This window comes from Lysobacter hankyongensis, assembly GCF_039543145.1.
Taxonomy (GTDB): Bacteria; Pseudomonadota; Gammaproteobacteria; order Xanthomonadales; family Xanthomonadaceae; genus Lysobacter_I; species Lysobacter_I hankyongensis.
Genome location: NZ_BAABJE010000026.1, coordinates 1 through 16,481 on the forward strand (window position 1 = coordinate 1; position 16,481 = coordinate 16,481).

11 protein-coding genes and 1 tRNA gene are annotated in these 16,481 nt (G+C 64.2%); all 12 read left to right on the forward strand.

Features of this window, described 5'->3' with window-relative positions:
- The first annotated feature begins 177 nt into the window (after window positions 1–177).
- The 12 genes from ABD974_RS17915 to fusA all read left to right on the forward strand — a co-directional run bounded on the left by ABD974_RS17915 (window position 178) and on the right by fusA (window position 16,366).
- Window positions 178–253 (forward strand) — tRNA-Trp (locus tag ABD974_RS17915).
- A gap of 87 nt (window positions 254–340) precedes the next feature.
- Window positions 341–724, forward strand: a complete 384-nt coding sequence (gene secE, locus ABD974_RS17920; RefSeq protein WP_345304724.1) for a preprotein translocase subunit SecE — start codon at window positions 341–343, stop codon at window positions 722–724.
- 11 nt (window positions 725–735) lie between these two features.
- Window positions 736–1,311 carry a transcription termination/antitermination protein NusG gene (gene nusG / locus ABD974_RS17925; protein ID WP_345304715.1) on the forward strand — a complete coding sequence of 192 codons (576 nt, stop codon included), beginning with the start codon at window positions 736–738 and terminating at the stop codon, window positions 1,309–1,311.
- A gap of 109 nt (window positions 1,312–1,420) precedes the next feature.
- Window positions 1,421–1,849, forward strand: coding sequence for a 50S ribosomal protein L11 (gene rplK / locus ABD974_RS17930; RefSeq protein ID WP_137851349.1), 429 nt, complete (start codon window positions 1,421–1,423; stop codon window positions 1,847–1,849).
- Between the two features lie 4 nt (window positions 1,850–1,853).
- A complete protein-coding gene (gene rplA, locus ABD974_RS17935) occupies window positions 1,854–2,552 on the forward strand; it encodes a 50S ribosomal protein L1 (protein WP_345304716.1) in 699 nt (232 codons plus the stop codon).
- A 374-nt stretch (window positions 2,553–2,926) separates the two neighbouring features.
- Window positions 2,927–3,469: a 50S ribosomal protein L10 gene (gene rplJ, locus ABD974_RS17940; protein WP_345304717.1), complete on the forward strand. Its 543-nt coding sequence runs from the start codon at window positions 2,927–2,929 to the stop codon at window positions 3,467–3,469.
- Between the two features lie 73 nt (window positions 3,470–3,542).
- Complete coding sequence (gene rplL / locus ABD974_RS17945; protein WP_345304718.1) at window positions 3,543–3,914, forward strand: 50S ribosomal protein L7/L12; 372 nt, start codon at window positions 3,543–3,545, stop codon at window positions 3,912–3,914.
- 317 nt (window positions 3,915–4,231) lie between these two features.
- Window positions 4,232–8,401: a DNA-directed RNA polymerase subunit beta gene (rpoB, locus tag ABD974_RS17950; protein WP_345304719.1), complete on the forward strand. Its 4,170-nt coding sequence runs from the start codon at window positions 4,232–4,234 to the stop codon at window positions 8,399–8,401.
- Window positions 8,402–8,465: 64 nt separating this feature from the next.
- On the forward strand, window positions 8,466–12,740 hold the full coding sequence (rpoC, locus tag ABD974_RS17955) for a DNA-directed RNA polymerase subunit beta' (protein ID WP_345304720.1): 4,275 nt from the start codon (window positions 8,466–8,468) through the stop codon (window positions 12,738–12,740).
- A gap of 338 nt (window positions 12,741–13,078) precedes the next feature.
- Window positions 13,079–13,453: a 30S ribosomal protein S12 gene (rpsL, locus tag ABD974_RS17960; RefSeq protein WP_345304721.1), complete on the forward strand. Its 375-nt coding sequence runs from the start codon at window positions 13,079–13,081 to the stop codon at window positions 13,451–13,453.
- Between the two features lie 147 nt (window positions 13,454–13,600).
- A complete protein-coding gene (gene rpsG, locus ABD974_RS17965; RefSeq protein WP_345304722.1) occupies window positions 13,601–14,068 on the forward strand; it encodes a 30S ribosomal protein S7 in 468 nt (155 codons plus the stop codon).
- Between the two features lie 180 nt (window positions 14,069–14,248).
- A complete protein-coding gene (gene fusA, locus ABD974_RS17970) occupies window positions 14,249–16,366 on the forward strand; it encodes an elongation factor G (RefSeq protein ID WP_345304723.1) in 2,118 nt (705 codons plus the stop codon).
- Window positions 16,367–16,481 lie beyond the last annotated feature (115 nt).

A 16,481-nucleotide genomic window follows, 5' to 3' on the forward strand; every position in this document is an offset into this window, starting at 1 on the left:
CGGACCGTCGGCGCGGGCGTCGTTGCCAAGATCATCAAGTAAGGGTTTGCCCCCAGGGGCGAATAAGTGTCCCGGCCCAGGTCGAGACACGGCTTGAGGCAAGCGACAGGCGAGTCGGCAACGGCTCGCCGTCGCCGTCTCAGGAAACCGGACGATCCAAAAGCACTTTTTCAATACACGCCAGTAGCTCAATTGGCAGAGCAGCGGTCTCCAAAACCGCAGGTTGGGGGTTCGAGTCCCTCCTGGCGTGCCACTCAGGCGGAACGTTCCGCGCCCGGGCTTCGGCCCCGATCCGATGATCGATCGGCGCCATGCGGGCCGCGATGAAGGCGACAGGCATTTGAACAGCAGAGTCGAACAACCCAAGGCCGGCGGTTCCGCGGGCGACATCGTGAAGTACGCGCTGGCGCTGCTCTTGGTGGCTGCCGGCGTGTTCGCGTTCTATTGGTTCAACGGTCAGTGGCCGACCGTCGCCCGCGTGATGTCGGTGATCGGCGGCCTTGTCGCTGGTGGTCTGCTTTTCATGACCACGGTGAAAGGCGCACAGACCCGGGATTTCCTCGGCGAGTCGCGCTTCGAACTGCGCAAGGTGGTCTGGCCGACCCGCCAGGAAACGACCCGAACCACTTGGGTGGTGATCGCGGTCGTGATCCTCATGAGTCTGCTGCTGGCGGGCTTCGACGTAGTGATCCAGTGGGGCGTGAAAGCGCTCCTCGGGACTTGATGGAGATGGAAGTGAGCAATTCGGAAGTCCACAAGCGCTGGTATGTCGTTCACGCCTACTCCGGCTTCGAGAAGTCGGTCGCCCAGGCGCTGCGCGATCGCATCGCCCGTACCGGCATGGAGGACAAGTTCGGCGAAGTGCTGGTGCCGACCGAAGAAGTCATCGAAATGCGCTCCGGTCAGAAACGCCGTTCCGAGCGCAAGTTCTTCCCCGGCTATGTTCTGGTGCAGATCGCGACCCACGACGAAGCCGGCATTCCCCGCATGGACAACGAAAGCTGGCATCTCGTGAAAGAGACGCCGAAGGTGATGGGCTTCATCGGCGGCACCGCCGATCGCCCCCTGCCGATCCGGGACACCGAAGCCGATGCGATCCTGCAGCGTGTGCAGGAAGGCGTCGAGAAGCCCAAGCCGAAGGTGCTGTTCGAACCGGGTCAGATGGTGCGCGTCACCGATGGTCCGTTCAACGACTTCAACGGCGTGGTCGAAGAAGTGAACTACGAAAAGAGCCGCCTGCGCGTTTCGGTGCTGATCTTCGGTCGCGCCACGCCGGTGGAACTGGAATTCGGTCAGGTCGAGAAGGCATAAGCCCTCGCGATCGGACCTTCACCGCCCGCCGCTCGATCGGCGGGCAACAACGATGGAGGAGCCCCGCAGCCGCAAGGCGTGCAGGCGCTAACACTCCAGGAGACTCCCCATGGCAAAGAAAGTTGTCGGTTACATCAAGCTGCAGGTGAAGGCCGGTCAGGCCAACCCCTCGCCGCCGGTCGGTCCCGCGCTCGGTCAGCGCGGCCTGAACATCATGGAGTTCTGCAAGGCGTTCAACGCCGCGACCTCCAAGCTTGAGCCTGGCCTGCCGACGCCGGTCATCATCACCGCCTATTCCGACCGTACCTTCACCTTCGTCACTAAGTCGACCCCGGCGTCGGTGCTGCTGAAGAAGGCCGCAGGCATCCAGTCCGGTTCGAAGCGCCCGAATACCGAAAAGGTGGGCAAGGTCACCCGCAAGCAGCTCGAAGACATCGCCAAGGCGAAGGAAGCGGATCTGACCGCTGCCGATCTGGATGCGGCTGTGCGCACCATCGCGGGCTCCGCCCGTTCGATGGGCCTCGTGGTGGAGGGCTGAGATCATGGCGATGAACAAGCGACAGAAAGCGATTCTCAACGCCGTCGAGCCGGGCAAGTCCTACGCTTTCGACGACGCGATCAAGATCATCAAGACCTCGACCAAGGCCAAGTTCGTCGAATCCGTCGACGTGGCCGTGCGTCTGGGCGTGGATGCCAAGAAGTCCGACCAGCAGGTCCGCGGCTCCACCGTGCTGCCCGCCGGTACCGGCAAGTCCGTGCGCGTGGCGGTGTTCGTGCCCGCCGGCGCCAAGGCTGAGGAGGCGCTGGCCGCCGGTGCCGACATCGTCGGCATGGACGACCTCGCCGAGAAGATGCTCGGCGGCGACCTGAACTACGATGTCGTCATCGCGACCCCGGACGCCATGCGCGTCGTCGGCAAGCTCGGTCAGGTGCTCGGTCCGCGCGGCCTGATGCCGAACCCGAAGGTCGGCACCGTCTCGCCGAACCCGGCGGAAGCGGTGAAGAACGCCAAGGGCGGTCAGGTGCGTTACCGCACCGACAAGGCCGGCATCATCCACTGCACCATCGGCAAGGCTTCTTTCAACGACGCCGACCTGAAGGGCAATCTCGAAGCGCTGCTGCACGATCTCATCAAGGCCAAGCCGGCCACCGCGAAGGGCACGTACCTGCAGAAGGTATCGATCAGCTCGACGATGGGCCCCGGCGTCACGGTCGATCAGGCGTCGCTCTCGCTCAAGTAATGATTCGACGTCACCTGGCCTTCCGCCCGGTGACGAGCAGGAATTTTGAGGGCATCGCCCCGGGTTTCGACCCGGGGCGATCGCCGTCAAAGACCGCAGGTGCGGTCAGCGCGCGACGACCACGGGCAAGGAAGCGCTCGACAGAGCAGGGAATCGTGGTGTCGCAAGCGGGATCGCTTAATCGTGTCCGCATGGGCCATGCCCCTGCAGAACAACCTGCGCAGATGGTGCCGCCCCCTCTGGACGTTTCGATTTCGAAATCTCTGTGAAGGGCCGCCACCGGGGCGCATCCCGCGCCCCCGGCGTTCAGGACGAATGCCGCCCGGGACCGCAAGCGGCAGGAGCCGTGAGCGGAGTTCACATGAGGAGTGCACATGGCTCTGAATCTCACCCAGAAGCAAGACGTAGTGGCCGAAGTGGCGGAAATCGCCGCCAAGGCGCACTCCTTGATCGCTGCCGAATACGCAGGTACGACGGTCTCCCAGATGACCGCGATGCGCAAGAAGGCCCGCGAAACCGGCGTTTACTTGAAAGTCGTCAAGAACACGCTGGCCTCGCGCGCCGTGGCGGGAACCGAATACGAAGCTGTCCAGGACAAGCTCGTCGGCCCGCTGCTGTATGCGTTCTCGCTCGAGGAGCCCGGTGCCGCCGGCCGCCTGATCAAGGAATTCGCCAAGGGCAACGACAAGCTGCAGGCGAAGGTCGTCGCCGTCGGTGGCCAGGTCTATCCGGCCAGCCACGTCGACGTGCTGGCTTCGCTGCCGACCCGCGAACAGGCCCTGGCCATGCTGGCCCGCGTCCTGGCCGAGCCGGCAACCATGCTGGCGCGCGCCATCAAGGCCGTGGCCGACAAGCAGGGTGGTGGCGACGCCGCGCCGGTGGATGCCGCCGCGGAAGAAGCCCCAGCCGAAGCCTGAGCCCGACGTCACTGAAGGTCCTGCGGCCACCGCCGCATGACCCAAACCAAATCAATATCCAGAGGTCACAACAATGTCCCTTACCAACGAACAGATCGTCGACGCCGTTGCCGGCAAGACCCTGATGGAAGTGATGGAGCTGGTCAAGGCCATCGAAGAGAAGTTCGGCGTCACCGCCGCCGCTCCGGTCGCTGTCGCTGTTGCGGCCGGCCCGGCCGCTCCGGTCGAAGAGCAGACTGAATTCACCGTCATCCTCAAGGCTGCCGGCGAGAAGAAAGTCGAAGTCATCAAGGCCGTCCGCGCCATCACCGGCCTCGGCCTGAAGGAAGCGAAGGACCTCGTCGAAGGTGCTCCGCAGACCGTGAAGGACGCCGTGTCGAAGGACGACGCCGCGAAGATGAAGAAGGATCTCGAAGCCGCTGGCGCTCAGGTCGAGCTCAAGTAAGCGGTTTCGCGTCGCCACCGGGTTGGCTTGTCCGACTCAAGGCGACACACCAAGGCTGGGGGCGCAAGCCCCCGGCCTTTGGCTGTTCTGACGGGAAGCGCATTTTTTCGGCTTTCCGGGCATCACCCGAAGCAGCACGACGACAAGTCGACAATCGGAAGTAGCGGGAGAGGGCGTGCTGGTGCCGGCAATACCAGCGACTTCCGATTGTCGATTCCCCGCGTCAGACCCGACCGTTTCCAGCGTGTCGACCTGACGCCACCGGCCGCATCGTTGCGCCGGACACAACGCAATCCAAGCTGAGAGGCCTTTCTCCCATGACCACAGCTCATTCGACGAACTATTCGTTCACCGAGAAGAAGCGCATCCGCAAGAATTTCGGCAAGCGCCGCTCGATCCTCGAAGTGCCGTTCCTGCTCGCGATCCAGGTCGATTCGTACCGCGAATTCCTCCAGGCCGACGCCGAGTCCAACCGCCGCGACGACCGTGGCCTGCATGCCGCGCTGAAATCGGTGTTCCCGATCGTCAGCTACAACGGCTATGCCGCCCTCGAATACGTCGGCTACAAGCTTGGCGAGCCGGTGTTCGACGAGCGCGAATGCCGCAACCGTGGCCTGAGCTACGGCGCGCCGCTGCGCGTGACCGTGCGCCTGGTGATCTACGACAAGGAATCGTCGAGCAAGGCCGTGAAATACGTGAAGGAGCAGGAAGTCTACATGGGCGAAATTCCGCTCATGACCGACAACGGCACCTTCATCGTCAACGGCACCGAGCGCGTCATCGTCTCCCAGCTGCACCGCTCGCCGGGCGTGTTCTTCGATCACGACCGCGGCAAGACCCACAGCTCGGGCAAGCTGCTGTACAGCGCCCGCATCATTCCCTACCGCGGCTCCTGGCTCGACTTCGAGTTCGACCCGAAGGACGCGGTGTTCACCCGTATCGACCGCCGCCGCAAGCTGCCGGTCACGATCCTGCTGCGCGCGCTCGGTTATTCGAACGAAGAGATCCTGCAGCAGTTCTTCGAGATCAACACCTTTCATATCCTGCCGGAAGGCGTGCAGCTCGAACTCGTGCCTGAGCGTCTGCGCGGCGAAACCCTCGACTTCGATCTTGCCGATGGCGACAAGGTCATCGTCGAGGCCGGCAAGCGCATCACCGCGCGCCATATCAAACAGCTGGAACAGTCGGGCATCGCCGCCCTGGCCGTGCCGGACAGCTATCTCGTGGGCCGCATCCTGTCGCACGACGTGATCGATGCCAACACCGGCGAGCTGATCGCGACTGCGAACGACGAGCTCGGCGACGATCATCTCAACAAGTTCCGCAAGCACGGCATCGACGCCATCGGCACCCTGTGGGTGAACGATCTCGACCGCGGTCCGTATATCTCGAACACCCTGCGCATCGATCCGACCAAGACCCAGCTCGAAGCGCTGGTCGAGATCTACCGCATGATGCGTCCGGGCGAACCGCCGACCAAGGACGCCGCGCAGAACCTGTTCCACAACCTGTTCTTCACCTTCGAGCGCTACGACCTGTCGGGCGTCGGCCGGATGAAGTTCAACCGCCGCATCGGCCGCAAGGAAGTCGAAGGCAGCCCCGTGCTGTACGACTACAAGTACTTCGCCGATCGCAAGGACGACGAATCCACCCGTCTGCGCGCCGCCTGCGGTCCGGAGATGTCGGACATCCTCGACGTCATCCGCACCCTGACCGAGATCCGTAACGGTCGCGGCGTGGTCGACGACATCGACCACCTCGGCAACCGTCGCGTGCGTTCGGTCGGCGAAATGGCCGAGAACGTGTTCCGCGTCGGCCTGGTCCGCGTCGAGCGCGCGGTCAAGGAACGCCTGACCATGGCGGAGTCGGAAGGTCTGACCCCGCAGGAACTGATCAACGCCAAGCCGGTGGCCGCCGCGATCAAGGAGTTCTTCGGTTCCTCGCAGCTGTCGCAGTTCATGGACCAGAACAACCCGCTGTCGGAAGTCACGCACAAGCGTCGCGTCTCGGCCCTTGGCCCGGGCGGTCTGACCCGCGAGCGCGCCGGCTTCGAAGTGCGCGACGTGCACCCGACCCACTACGGCCGCGTCTGCACCATCGAAACGCCTGAAGGCCCGAACATCGGCCTGATCAATTCGCTCGCCGTGTTCGCGCGCACCAACCGCTACGGCTTCCTCGAGACGCCGTACCGCAAGGTCGTGGACGGTCGCGTGACCGACGACATCGAATACCTGTCGGCGATCGAAGAGAACGAATACGTCATCGCCCAGGCCAACGCCCAGCGCGACGACAAGGGCCAGATCACCGCTCCGTTCGTGGCCTGCCGCTTCCAGGGCGAATCGATGCTGCGTCCGCCGAGCGAAATCCACTTCATGGACGTGTCGCCGATGCAGACCGTGTCGGTCGCGGCGGCGCTGGTGCCGTTCCTCGAGCACGACGACGCGAACCGCGCGCTGATGGGCGCGAACATGCAGCGCCAGGCCGTGCCGACCCTGCGTTCGCAGAAGCCGCTGGTGGGTACGGGCATCGAGCGCGCGGTGGCGCGCGACTCGGGCGTGACCGTGAACGCCCGTCGCGGCGGCGTGGTCGAGCAGATCGACGCCGGCCGCATCGTGGTCAAGGCGCACGAGCACGAGATCATCGATGCCACCGACGCCGGCGTCGACATCTACACGCTCATCAAGTACACCCGTTCGAACCAGAACACCTGCATCAACCAGCGTCCGTTGGTGAACGTGGGTGACCGCATCGAGCGCGGCGACGTGCTGGCCGACGGTCCTTCGACCGACATCGGCGAGCTGGCGCTGGGCCAGAACATGCTGGTCGCGTTCATGCCGTGGAACGGCTACAACTTCGAAGACTCGATCCTGCTGTCCGAGCGCGTGGTGAAGGAAGACCGTTACACCACGATCCACATCGAAGAGCTGGCCTGCGTCGCCCGCGACACCAAGCTGGGTCCGGAAGAAATCACCGCCGACATCCCGAACGTCTCCGAACAGGCGCTGTCGCGCCTCGACGAGTCGGGCGTTGTGTACATCGGCGCCGAAGTGCGGGCCGGCGACATCCTGGTGGGCAAGGTCACGCCGAAGGGCGAGAGCCAGCTCACGCCGGAAGAGAAGCTGCTGCGCGCGATCTTCGGCGAGAAGGCTTCGGACGTGAAGGACAGCTCGCTGCGCGTGCCCCCGGGCATGGACGGCACCGTCATCGACGTGCAGGTCTTCACCCGCGACGGCATCGAGAAGGACAAGCGCGCCCGCCAGATCGAGGAAGAGGAAATCCGTCGGGTCAAGAAGGACTTCGACGACCAGTTCCGCATCCTCGAATCGGCGATCTACGCGCGTCTGCGCTCGCAGATCGTGGGCAAGGTCGCCAACGGCGGCCCGGGCCTGAAGAAGGGCGACAGCATCACCGACGCCTACCTCGACGGCCTGAAGAAGTCCGAATGGTTCCAGGTCCGCATGAAGGACGACGACGCGGCCGACGCGATCGAACGCGCCCAGAAGCAGATCGACGCGCACCAGAAGGAATTCGAGCGCCGCTTCGCCGACAAACGCGGCAAGATCACCCAGGGCGACGACCTCGCGCCGGGCGTGCTGAAGATGGTGAAGGTGTTCCTCGCGGTGAAGCGCCGCATCCAGCCCGGCGACAAGATGGCCGGCCGCCACGGCAACAAGGGTGTGGTGTCGAACATCGTTCCGGTGCAGGACATGCCGTACATGGCCAGCGGCGAGACGGTCGACATCGTCCTCAATCCGCTGGGCGTGCCGTCGCGCATGAACATCGGTCAGATCCTCGAAGTGCATCTGGGCTGGGCCGCCAAGGGCCTCGGCCAGAAGATCCAGCGCATGCTGGATGCACAGACCAAGCTGGCCGATCTGCGCAAGTTCCTCGACGACATCTACAACCACGACAACGTCGTGCACGGTCAGCGCGTCGACCTCAAGCAGTTCAGCGACGAAGAACTGCTGCGTCTGGCGCAGAACCTGACCGACGGCGTGCCGATGGCGACCCCGGTGTTCGACGGCGCGGCGGAAGAAGAGATCAAGCGCATGCTCGAACTCGCCGACCTGCCGCAGAGCGGCCAGACCCAGCTGTACGACGGCCGCACCGGCGAAGCGTTCGATCGCAGGACCACGGTCGGCTACATGCACATGCTGAAGCTGAACCACCTCGTCGACGACAAGATGCACGCGCGTTCGACCGGTCCGTACTCGCTCGTCACCCAGCAGCCGCTGGGCGGCAAGGCGCAGTTCGGCGGCCAGCGTTTCGGCGAAATGGAAGTCTGGGCGCTGGAAGCCTACGGCGCGGCCTACACCCTGCAGGAAATGCTGACGGTGAAGTCCGACGACGTGCAGGGCCGCAACCAGATGTACAAGAACATCGTCGACGGCGAGTACGAAATGGTCGCCGGCATGCCGGAATCCTTCAACGTGTTGGTGAAGGAAATCCGCTCGCTGGCCATCAACATGGAGCTGGAAGAGAACTGAGTCGATCGCGGGCCGCAAACGGCCCGCCGCCCAGACCCCTCTTCCCGATTCCCGGAGAAATCAAATGAAAGATTTGCTCAACCTCTTCAACCAGCAGCGCCCGACCCTCGACTTCGACGCGATCAAGATCGCGCTGGCGTCGCCGGACATGATCCGCTCGTGGTCGTACGGCGAAGTGAAGAAGCCCGAGACCATCAACTACCGCACCTTCAAGCCGGAGCGCGACGGCCTGTTCTGCGCCGCCATCTTCGGCCCGATCAAGGACTACGAGTGCCTCTGCGGCAAGTACAAGCGCATGAAGCACCGCGGCGTGGTCTGCGAAAAGTGCGGTACCGAAGTGACCCTGGCCCGCGTCCGTCGCGAGCGCATGGGCCATATCGATCTGGCCTCGCCGGTCGCCCATATCTGGTTCCTCAAGTCGCTGCCGTCGCGCATCGGCCTGATGCTGGACATGACCCTGCGCGACATCGAACGCATCCTGTACTTCGAAGCCTTCGTCGTGACCGAGCCGGGCCTGACCCCGCTGGAACGCGGCATGCTGCTGACCGAAGAGCAGTACATGCAGGCGCGCCAGGAGCACAACGACGATTTCGACGCCGCGATGGGCGCCGAAGCCGTCTATGAACTGCTGCGCACGATCGACCTGCAGGCCGAGATGGTGAACCTGCGCGAAGAGATCGCCAGCACCGGTTCGGAAACCAAGCTCAAGCGCCTCACCAAGCGGATCAAGCTGGTCGAAGCCTTCCTCGAATCCGGCAACCGTCCGGAGTGGATGGTCATGACCGTGCTGCCGGTGCTGCCGCCGGATCTGCGCCCGCTGGTGCCGCTGGACGGCGGTCGTTTCGCGACCTCCGACCTGAACGATCTGTACCGCCGCGTCATCAACCGCAACAACCGCCTGAAGCGCCTGCTCGAACTCAATGCACCCGACATCATCGTGCGCAACGAGAAGCGCATGCTGCAGGAATCGGTCGATGCGCTGATGGACAACGGCCGCCGCGGCCGCGCCATCACCGGCACCAACAAGCGCCCGCTCAAGTCGCTGGCCGACATGATCAAGGGCAAGCAGGGCCGCTTCCGCCAGAACCTGCTCGGCAAGCGCGTCGACTACTCCGGCCGTTCGGTGATCGTGGTCGGCCCGACCCTGCGCCTGCACGAGTGCGGCCTGCCGAAGAAGATGGCGCTGGAACTGTTCAAGCCCTTCATCTTCGCCAAGCTGCAGCGTCGTGGCCTCGCCACCACCATCAAGGCGGCGAAGAAGCTGGTCGAGCGCGAAGAACCGATCGTGTGGGACATCCTCGAAGAGGTGATCCGCGAGCATCCGGTGCTGCTCAACCGCGCCCCGACCCTGCATCGCCTCGGCATCCAGGCGTTCGAGCCGGTGCTGATCGAAGGCAAGGCGATCCAGCTGCATCCGCTGGTCTGTACCGCGTTCAACGCCGACTTCGACGGCGACCAGATGGCCGTGCACGTGCCGCTGTCGCTCGAAGCCCAGCTCGAAGCGCGCGCGCTGATGATGTCGTCGAACAACATCCTCTCGCCGGCGAACGGTGAGCCGATCATCGTGCCGTCGCAGGACGTCGTGCTCGGTCTGTACTACATGACCCGCGCCCTTGAGAACAAGGCGGGCGAGGGCATGGCGTTCGCGAACATCGCCGAAGTGAAGCGCGCCTACGACAACCGCGTGGTCGAACTGCACGCCAAGGTCAAGGTCCGCATCGTCGAAACCGTGATCAGCGAGGATCCCGACACCGGCAAGCGTCTGCGCGAGCAGAAGTCCGCCATCGTCGACACCACCGTCGGCCGCGCCCTGCTGCAGGAAATCCTGCCGGTCGGCCTGCCGTTCGCGCTGGTGAACACCGAGCTGACCAAGAAGAACATCAGCCGCCTGATCAACAGCTGCTACCGCCAGCTGGGCCTGAAGGACACGGTCGTGTTCGCCGACAAGCTGATGTACACCGGCTTCGCCTACGCGACCCGTTCGGGTGTGTCGATCGGCATCGACGACATGACCATCCCGCTGGAGAAGAAGGGCATCCTCGGCGAAGCCGAGGCCGAAGTCCTCGAAATCCAGCAGCAGTACCAGTCGGGTCTGGTCACCGCCGGCGAACGCTACAACAAGGTCGTCGACATCTGGTCGCGCACCAACGAGCGCGTGGCCAAGGCGATGATGGACACCATCGGCACCGAGAAGGTCCAGAACGCCAAGGGCGAGACCATCGACCAGAAGTCGATGAACTCGATCTACATCATGGCCGACTCCGGCGCGCGTGGTTCGCAGGCGCAGATCCGTCAGCTGGCCGGTATGCGCGGCCTGATGGCCAAGCCGGACGGTTCGATCATCGAAACGCCGATCACCGCGAACTTCCGCGAAGGCCTGAACGTTCTGCAGTACTTCATCTCGACCCACGGCGCCCGCAAGGGCCTCGCGGATACCGCGCTGAAGACCGCGAACTCCGGTTACCTGACCCGTCGTCTCGTCGACGTGGCCCAGGACGTGGTGATCACCGAGGTCGACTGCGGCACGCTCGAAGGCCTGATGATGACTCCGATCGTCGAAGGCGGCGACGTGGTCGAACCGCTGCGCGACCGCGTGCTGGGTCGTGTCGTGGCCGAGGACGTGTTCCTGCCGGGCAACGACGAAGATCCGTTCGTCGTCCGCAACACCCTGCTCGACGAAGCCTGGGTGCAGAAGCTCGAAGACGCCGGCGTGCAGTCGATCAAGGTCCGCTCGACCATCACCTGCGCCTCGTCGTTCGGCGTCTGCTCGCACTGCTACGGCCGCGATCTGGCCCGTGGCCACATCGTCAACATCGGCGAAGCGGTCGGCGTCATCGCCGCGCAGTCGATCGGCGAGCCCGGCACCCAGCTGACCATGCGTACGTTCCACATCGGCGGCGCGGCTTCGCGTGCGGCGGCGATCGACAACGTCACGGTCAAGACCACCGGTACCATCAAGTTCAACAACCTCAAGCACGTCAGCCACAGCGCCGGCCATCTGGTCGCGGTGTCGCGTTCGGGTGAACTGTCGGTGCTCGACGGCCACGGCCGCGAGCGCGAGCGCTACAAGCTGCCCTACGGCGCCACCATCCAGGTCAAGGACGGCGGCGAGATCAAGGCCGGCCAGACCGTGGCCAACTGGGATCCGCACAACCACCCGATCGTGTCGGAAGTCGCCGGCTTCATGCGCTTCATCGACTTCGTCGACGGTGTGACCGTGATCGAGAAGACCGACGAACTGACCGGCCTCGCCTCGCGCGAGATCACCGATCCGAAGCGTCGCGGTACCCAGGCGAAGGATCTGCGTCCGCTGGTGCGCATCGTCGATGCCAATGGCAAGGACCTGACCATTCCGGGCACCGATCTGCCGGCGCAGTACATGCTGCCGCCGCGCTCGATCGTCAACCTGCAGGACGGCGCGCCGGTCGGCGTGGGCGACGTGGTCGCCAAGATTCCGCAGGAAGCCTCGAAGACCCGCGACATCACCGGTGGTCTGCCGCGCGTGGCCGATCTGTTCGAAGCGCGCAAGCCGAAAGATCCGGCGATCCTGGCCGAGATCTCTGGCGTGGTCAGCTTCGGCAAGGAAACCAAGGGCAAGCAGCGCCTCATCATCAAGCACACGGATGGCACCGAGCACGAAGAGCTGATTCCCAAGTATCGCCAGATCATCGTGTTCGAAGGCGAGCACGTGCAGAAGGGCGAAACCGTCGTCGACGGCGAGCCCAGCCCGCAGGATATCCTGCGCCTGCTCGGCGTCGAGCCGCTGGCCTCGTACCTGACCAAGGAAATCCAGGACGTCTACCGCCTGCAGGGCGTGAAGATCAACGACAAGCACATCGAAGTGATCGTCCGTCAGATGCTGCGCAAGGTCGAGATCGTCGATCAGGGCGACAGCAAGTTCCTGAACGGCGAACAGGTCGAGCGTCAGCGCCTGATCGAAGAGAACGCACGCCTGGCCTCGAAGAACGAGATCCTTGCCCAGTACGACCCGGTGCTGCTCGGCATCACCAAGGCCTCGCTGGCGACCGAATCGTTCATCTCGGCGGCCTCGTTCCAGGAGACCACCCGCGTGCTCACCGAGGCGGCCGTCCGCGGCACCCGCGACACCCTGCGCGGTCTCAAGGAAAATGTGATCGTCGGTCGTCTGATCCCGGCGGGTACCGGTCTGGCCTACCACAGCCAGCGCCGGAAGAACGCCTCCGGCCTGACCGACTCCGAGATGGAAGCGCTGTCGGCGCCGGCGCCGGTGGTCGAAGCCGCCCCGGTGGCGGTGGAGGCTCCGGTCGAGGCCGTCGGCAACGCCGTTCCGGACATGATCGAAGGCGATACCGCCGAGTAAGGGTGGACCGGTCTGCCGGGGGCTCCCCGGCAGACTGGCAATGGCGGGCGGACTGCTATAGAATGCGCGCCTCTTTCGGCGGCCTTGGCTGCCCAGATCACGAAATGAGGCTACAGGATGTGCCTCGTATTCGGCCCAGGAGGGCGGGAAAGTCCGGAAATGCCGTCTGCCGCGTGCGGATGGCTTTCCCGGGACCGCGTCGGCTTACCAGGCCGAAGCGGGCAAAGATCAGCGTGTCGGCAGATCGGGCCTCCCGGTCTGCCGGCGTTTTTTGTCGTCGTCTCGCATCGCTCTCGGTGCCTGGCCCGACTCGGACCCAACCAGCAGACCCAACACTGATGGCAACGATCAACCAGCTCGTGCGCAAGCCGCGCAGCCCCGAAACCTACAAGAGCGCCTCGCCGGCGCTCGACAAGTGCCCGCAGCGTCGCGGCGTGTGTACCCGCGTGTACACCACGACCCCGAAGAAGCCGAACTCGGCGCTCCGCAAGGTCGCCAAGGTTCGTCTCACCAACGGCTACGAAGTCATTTCGTACATCGGCGGTGAAGGCCACAACCTGCAGGAGCACTCGGTGGTGCTGATCCGCGGCGGCCGCGTCAAGGACCTCCCCGGCGTGCGTTACCACACCGTCCGCGGCTCGCTCGACGCCGCCGGTGTCGCCAAGCGTCGCCAGGGCCGTTCGAAGTACGGCGCCAAGCGTCCGAAGAAGTAAGCGTCGTAGGGCGGGCGTCCGGCCCGCCGTTGCGATCTCTCCGATGAGACGTCGCAATGATCGAACCCGCTTCGATCAATACAGAGCGCAAACCGATATCCCGCAATGGTGGGCAGACGTCCACCCTACAGTGACTGGTAATCGACTATGTCCCGTAAAGGTTCCACTCCCCAGCGCACCGTTCTGCCCGATCCGAAGCACGGCAGCGAGACCATCGCCCGCTTCATCAACATGGTGATGCAGAGCGGCAAGAAGTCCATCGCCGAAAAGATCGTCTACGGCGCGATGGACGTCATCAACGAAAAGAATCCCAACTCGCTCGAGCTGGTCGAAAAGGCGCTTGGCAACGTCGCCCCGGCGGTCGAAGTGAAGTCGCGTCGCGTCGGCGGCGCCACCTACCAGGTGCCGGTCGAAGTGCGTGCCTCTCGCCGCATGGCGCTGGCCATGCGCTGGGTGATCGAGTCCGCCCGCAAGCGCGGCGAGAACTCGATGCCGCGCAAGCTCGCGGCCGAGCTGATCGATGCCTCGGAAAACCGCGGCGGCGCGATCAAGAAGCGCGAAGAAACCCACCGCATGGCGGAAGCCAACAAGGCCTTCGCGCACTACCGCTGGTAATCCGGCGAACGCGGCGCGCCCTTCGCGGGGCGTCGCGATGGATGCGGCGCTGGTCGTCATCACCGACAGGCGCCGCATCGACGATCGAGATCCCGGAGGCCGCCGCAAGGCGGCATCCGGCCATTCAGGCCCGCGCATTCGTCCTATCCGGATGCCGGGCATCAAGACGAGAGAATCACCGTGGCCCGCACCACTCCCATCGAGCGTTACCGCAACTTCGGCATCATGGCGCACATCGATGCCGGCAAGACGACCACGACCGAACGCATCCTGTTCTACACGGGCGTCAACCACAAGATCGGCGAAGTGCACGAAGGTGCCGCGACGATGGACTGGATGGAACAGGAGCAGGAGCGCGGCATCACCATCACTTCCGCCGCCACCACCGCGTTCTGGAAGGGCATGGACAAGTCGATGCCGGAGCATCGCTTCAACATCATCGACACCCCCGGGCACGTCGACTTCACCATCGAAGTCGAGCGTTCGCTGCGCGTGCTCGACGGCGCGGTGTTCGTGCTGTGCGCGGTCGGCGGCGTGCAGCCGCAGTCCGAGACCGTGTGGCGCCAGGCCAACAAGTACGCCGTGCCGCGCATGGCGTTCGTGAACAAGATGGATCGCACCGGCGCGAACTTCGACAAGGTCGTGGATCAGCTGAAGTCGCGCCTCGGCGCGTACGCGGTCCCGATGCAGGTGCCGATCGGCGCTGAAGAGGGTTTCGAGGGCGTGGTCGACCTGCTCAAGATGAAGTCCATCATCTGGAACATGGAAGACAAGGGCGCGACCTTCGTCTACGGCGACATTCCGGCCGACCTGGTCGAGAAGTCGCAGGAAGCCCGCAACTTCATGATCGAAGCCGCGGCTGAAGCCAGCGAAGAGTTCATGGACAAGTACCTCAACGAGGGCGAGCTGTCCGAAGAAGAAATCATCGCCGGCATCCGTGCCCGTACGCTGAAGACGGAAATCGTCCCGGTGTTCTGCGGCACCGCGTTCAAGAACAAGGGCGTTCAGGCGATGCTTGACGCCGTCGTGCAGTTGCTGCCGTCGCCGATCGATCGTCCGCCGGTCCAGGGCATGGACGAGAACGACAAGGAAGACACGCGCACCGCCGACGACAAGGCGCCGTTCTCGGCGCTGGCGTTCAAGATCATGACCGACCCGTTCGTGGGCTCGCTGACGTTCTTCCGCGTCTATTCGGGTACCCTGAATTCGGGCGACCAGGTCTACAACCCGGTCAAGTCGAAGAAGGAGCGCATCGGCCGCATCCTGCAGATGCACGCGAACAACCGCGAGGAAATCAAGGAAGTCCGCGCCGGCGACATCGCCGCGGCGGTCGGCCTGAAGGATGTGACCACCGGCGACACGCTGTGCGCGCAGGATCACATCATCACGCTCGAGCGCATGACCTTCCCGGAACCCGTCATTTCGATGGCGGTCGAGCCGAAGACCAAGTCGGACCAGGAAAAGATGGGTATCGCTCTCGGCCGCCTGGCCCAGGAAGATCCGTCGTTCCGCGTGCGCACCGACGAAGAGTCCGGCCAGACCATCATCGCCGGCATGGGCGAGCTGCACCTCGACATCATCGTCGACCGCATGCGCCGTGAGTTCAACGTGGAAGCCAACGTCGGCAAGCCGCAGGTGGCCTATCGCGAAACCATCCGCAAGCAGGACGTGAAGTCTGACTACAAGCACGCCAAGCAGTCGGGCGGCAAGGGCCAGTACGGTCACGTCGTGATCGAACTGTCGCCGATGAACGAAGCGGATCGCGCCAACGAGGACGTCGAGAACGATTTCCTGTTCATCAACGACATCACCGGCGGCGTGATTCCGAAGGAATTCATCCCGGCGGTCGAGAAGGGTCTGCGCGAAACCATCACCAGCGGTCCGCTGGCCGGCTTCCCGGTCGTGGGCGTGAAGGTCAAGCTCGTGTTCGGTTCGTACCACGACGTCGACTCGTCGGAAATGGCGTTCAAGCTCGCCGCCTCGATGGCCTTCAAGGAAGGCTTCCGCAAGGCCGATCCGGTCCTGCTGGAGCCGATGATGAAGGTCGAGGTGGTGACGCCGGAAGACTATGTCGGCGACGTGATGGGCGATCTCAGCCGTCGTCGCGGCCTGCTCCAGGGCCAGGACGACACGCCGTCGGGCAAGACCATCAACGCGATGGTGCCGCTGGGCGAAATGTTCGGTTACGCCACCACGATCCGTTCGCTGACCCAGGGTCGCGCGACGTTCACGATGGAATTCGATCATTACGCGGAAGCGCCGGCCAACATCGCCGACGCCGTCATCAAGAAGAGCTGATGCGCGGCCGGCTACGGCCGGCCCGCTCCATCCTTTCAAGCATTCATATCCAAGAGAGAAGCAATCATGGCCAAGGGTAAGTTCGAGCGCACCAAGCCTCACGTGAACGTGGGGA

Bases quoted from the DNA above. Each gene is read 5' to 3' on its own strand.
- rplK (WP_137851349.1), top strand. From the start codon at position 1,421: ATGGCAAAGAAAGTTGTCGGTTACATCAAGCTGCAGGTGAAGGCCGGT.
- rplA (WP_345304716.1), top strand. From the start codon at position 1,854: ATGGCGATGAACAAGCGACAGAAAGCGATTCTCAACGCCGTCGAGCCG.
- rplJ (WP_345304717.1), top strand. From the start codon at position 2,927: ATGGCTCTGAATCTCACCCAGAAGCAAGACGTAGTGGCCGAAGTGGCG.
- rplL (WP_345304718.1), top strand. From the start codon at position 3,543: ATGTCCCTTACCAACGAACAGATCGTCGACGCCGTTGCCGGCAAGACC.
- rpoB (WP_345304719.1), top strand. From the start codon at position 4,232: ATGACCACAGCTCATTCGACGAACTATTCGTTCACCGAGAAGAAGCGC.
- rpoC (WP_345304720.1), top strand. From the start codon at position 8,466: ATGAAAGATTTGCTCAACCTCTTCAACCAGCAGCGCCCGACCCTCGAC.
- rpsL (WP_345304721.1), top strand. From the start codon at position 13,079: ATGGCAACGATCAACCAGCTCGTGCGCAAGCCGCGCAGCCCCGAAACC.
- rpsG (WP_345304722.1), top strand. From the start codon at position 13,601: ATGTCCCGTAAAGGTTCCACTCCCCAGCGCACCGTTCTGCCCGATCCG.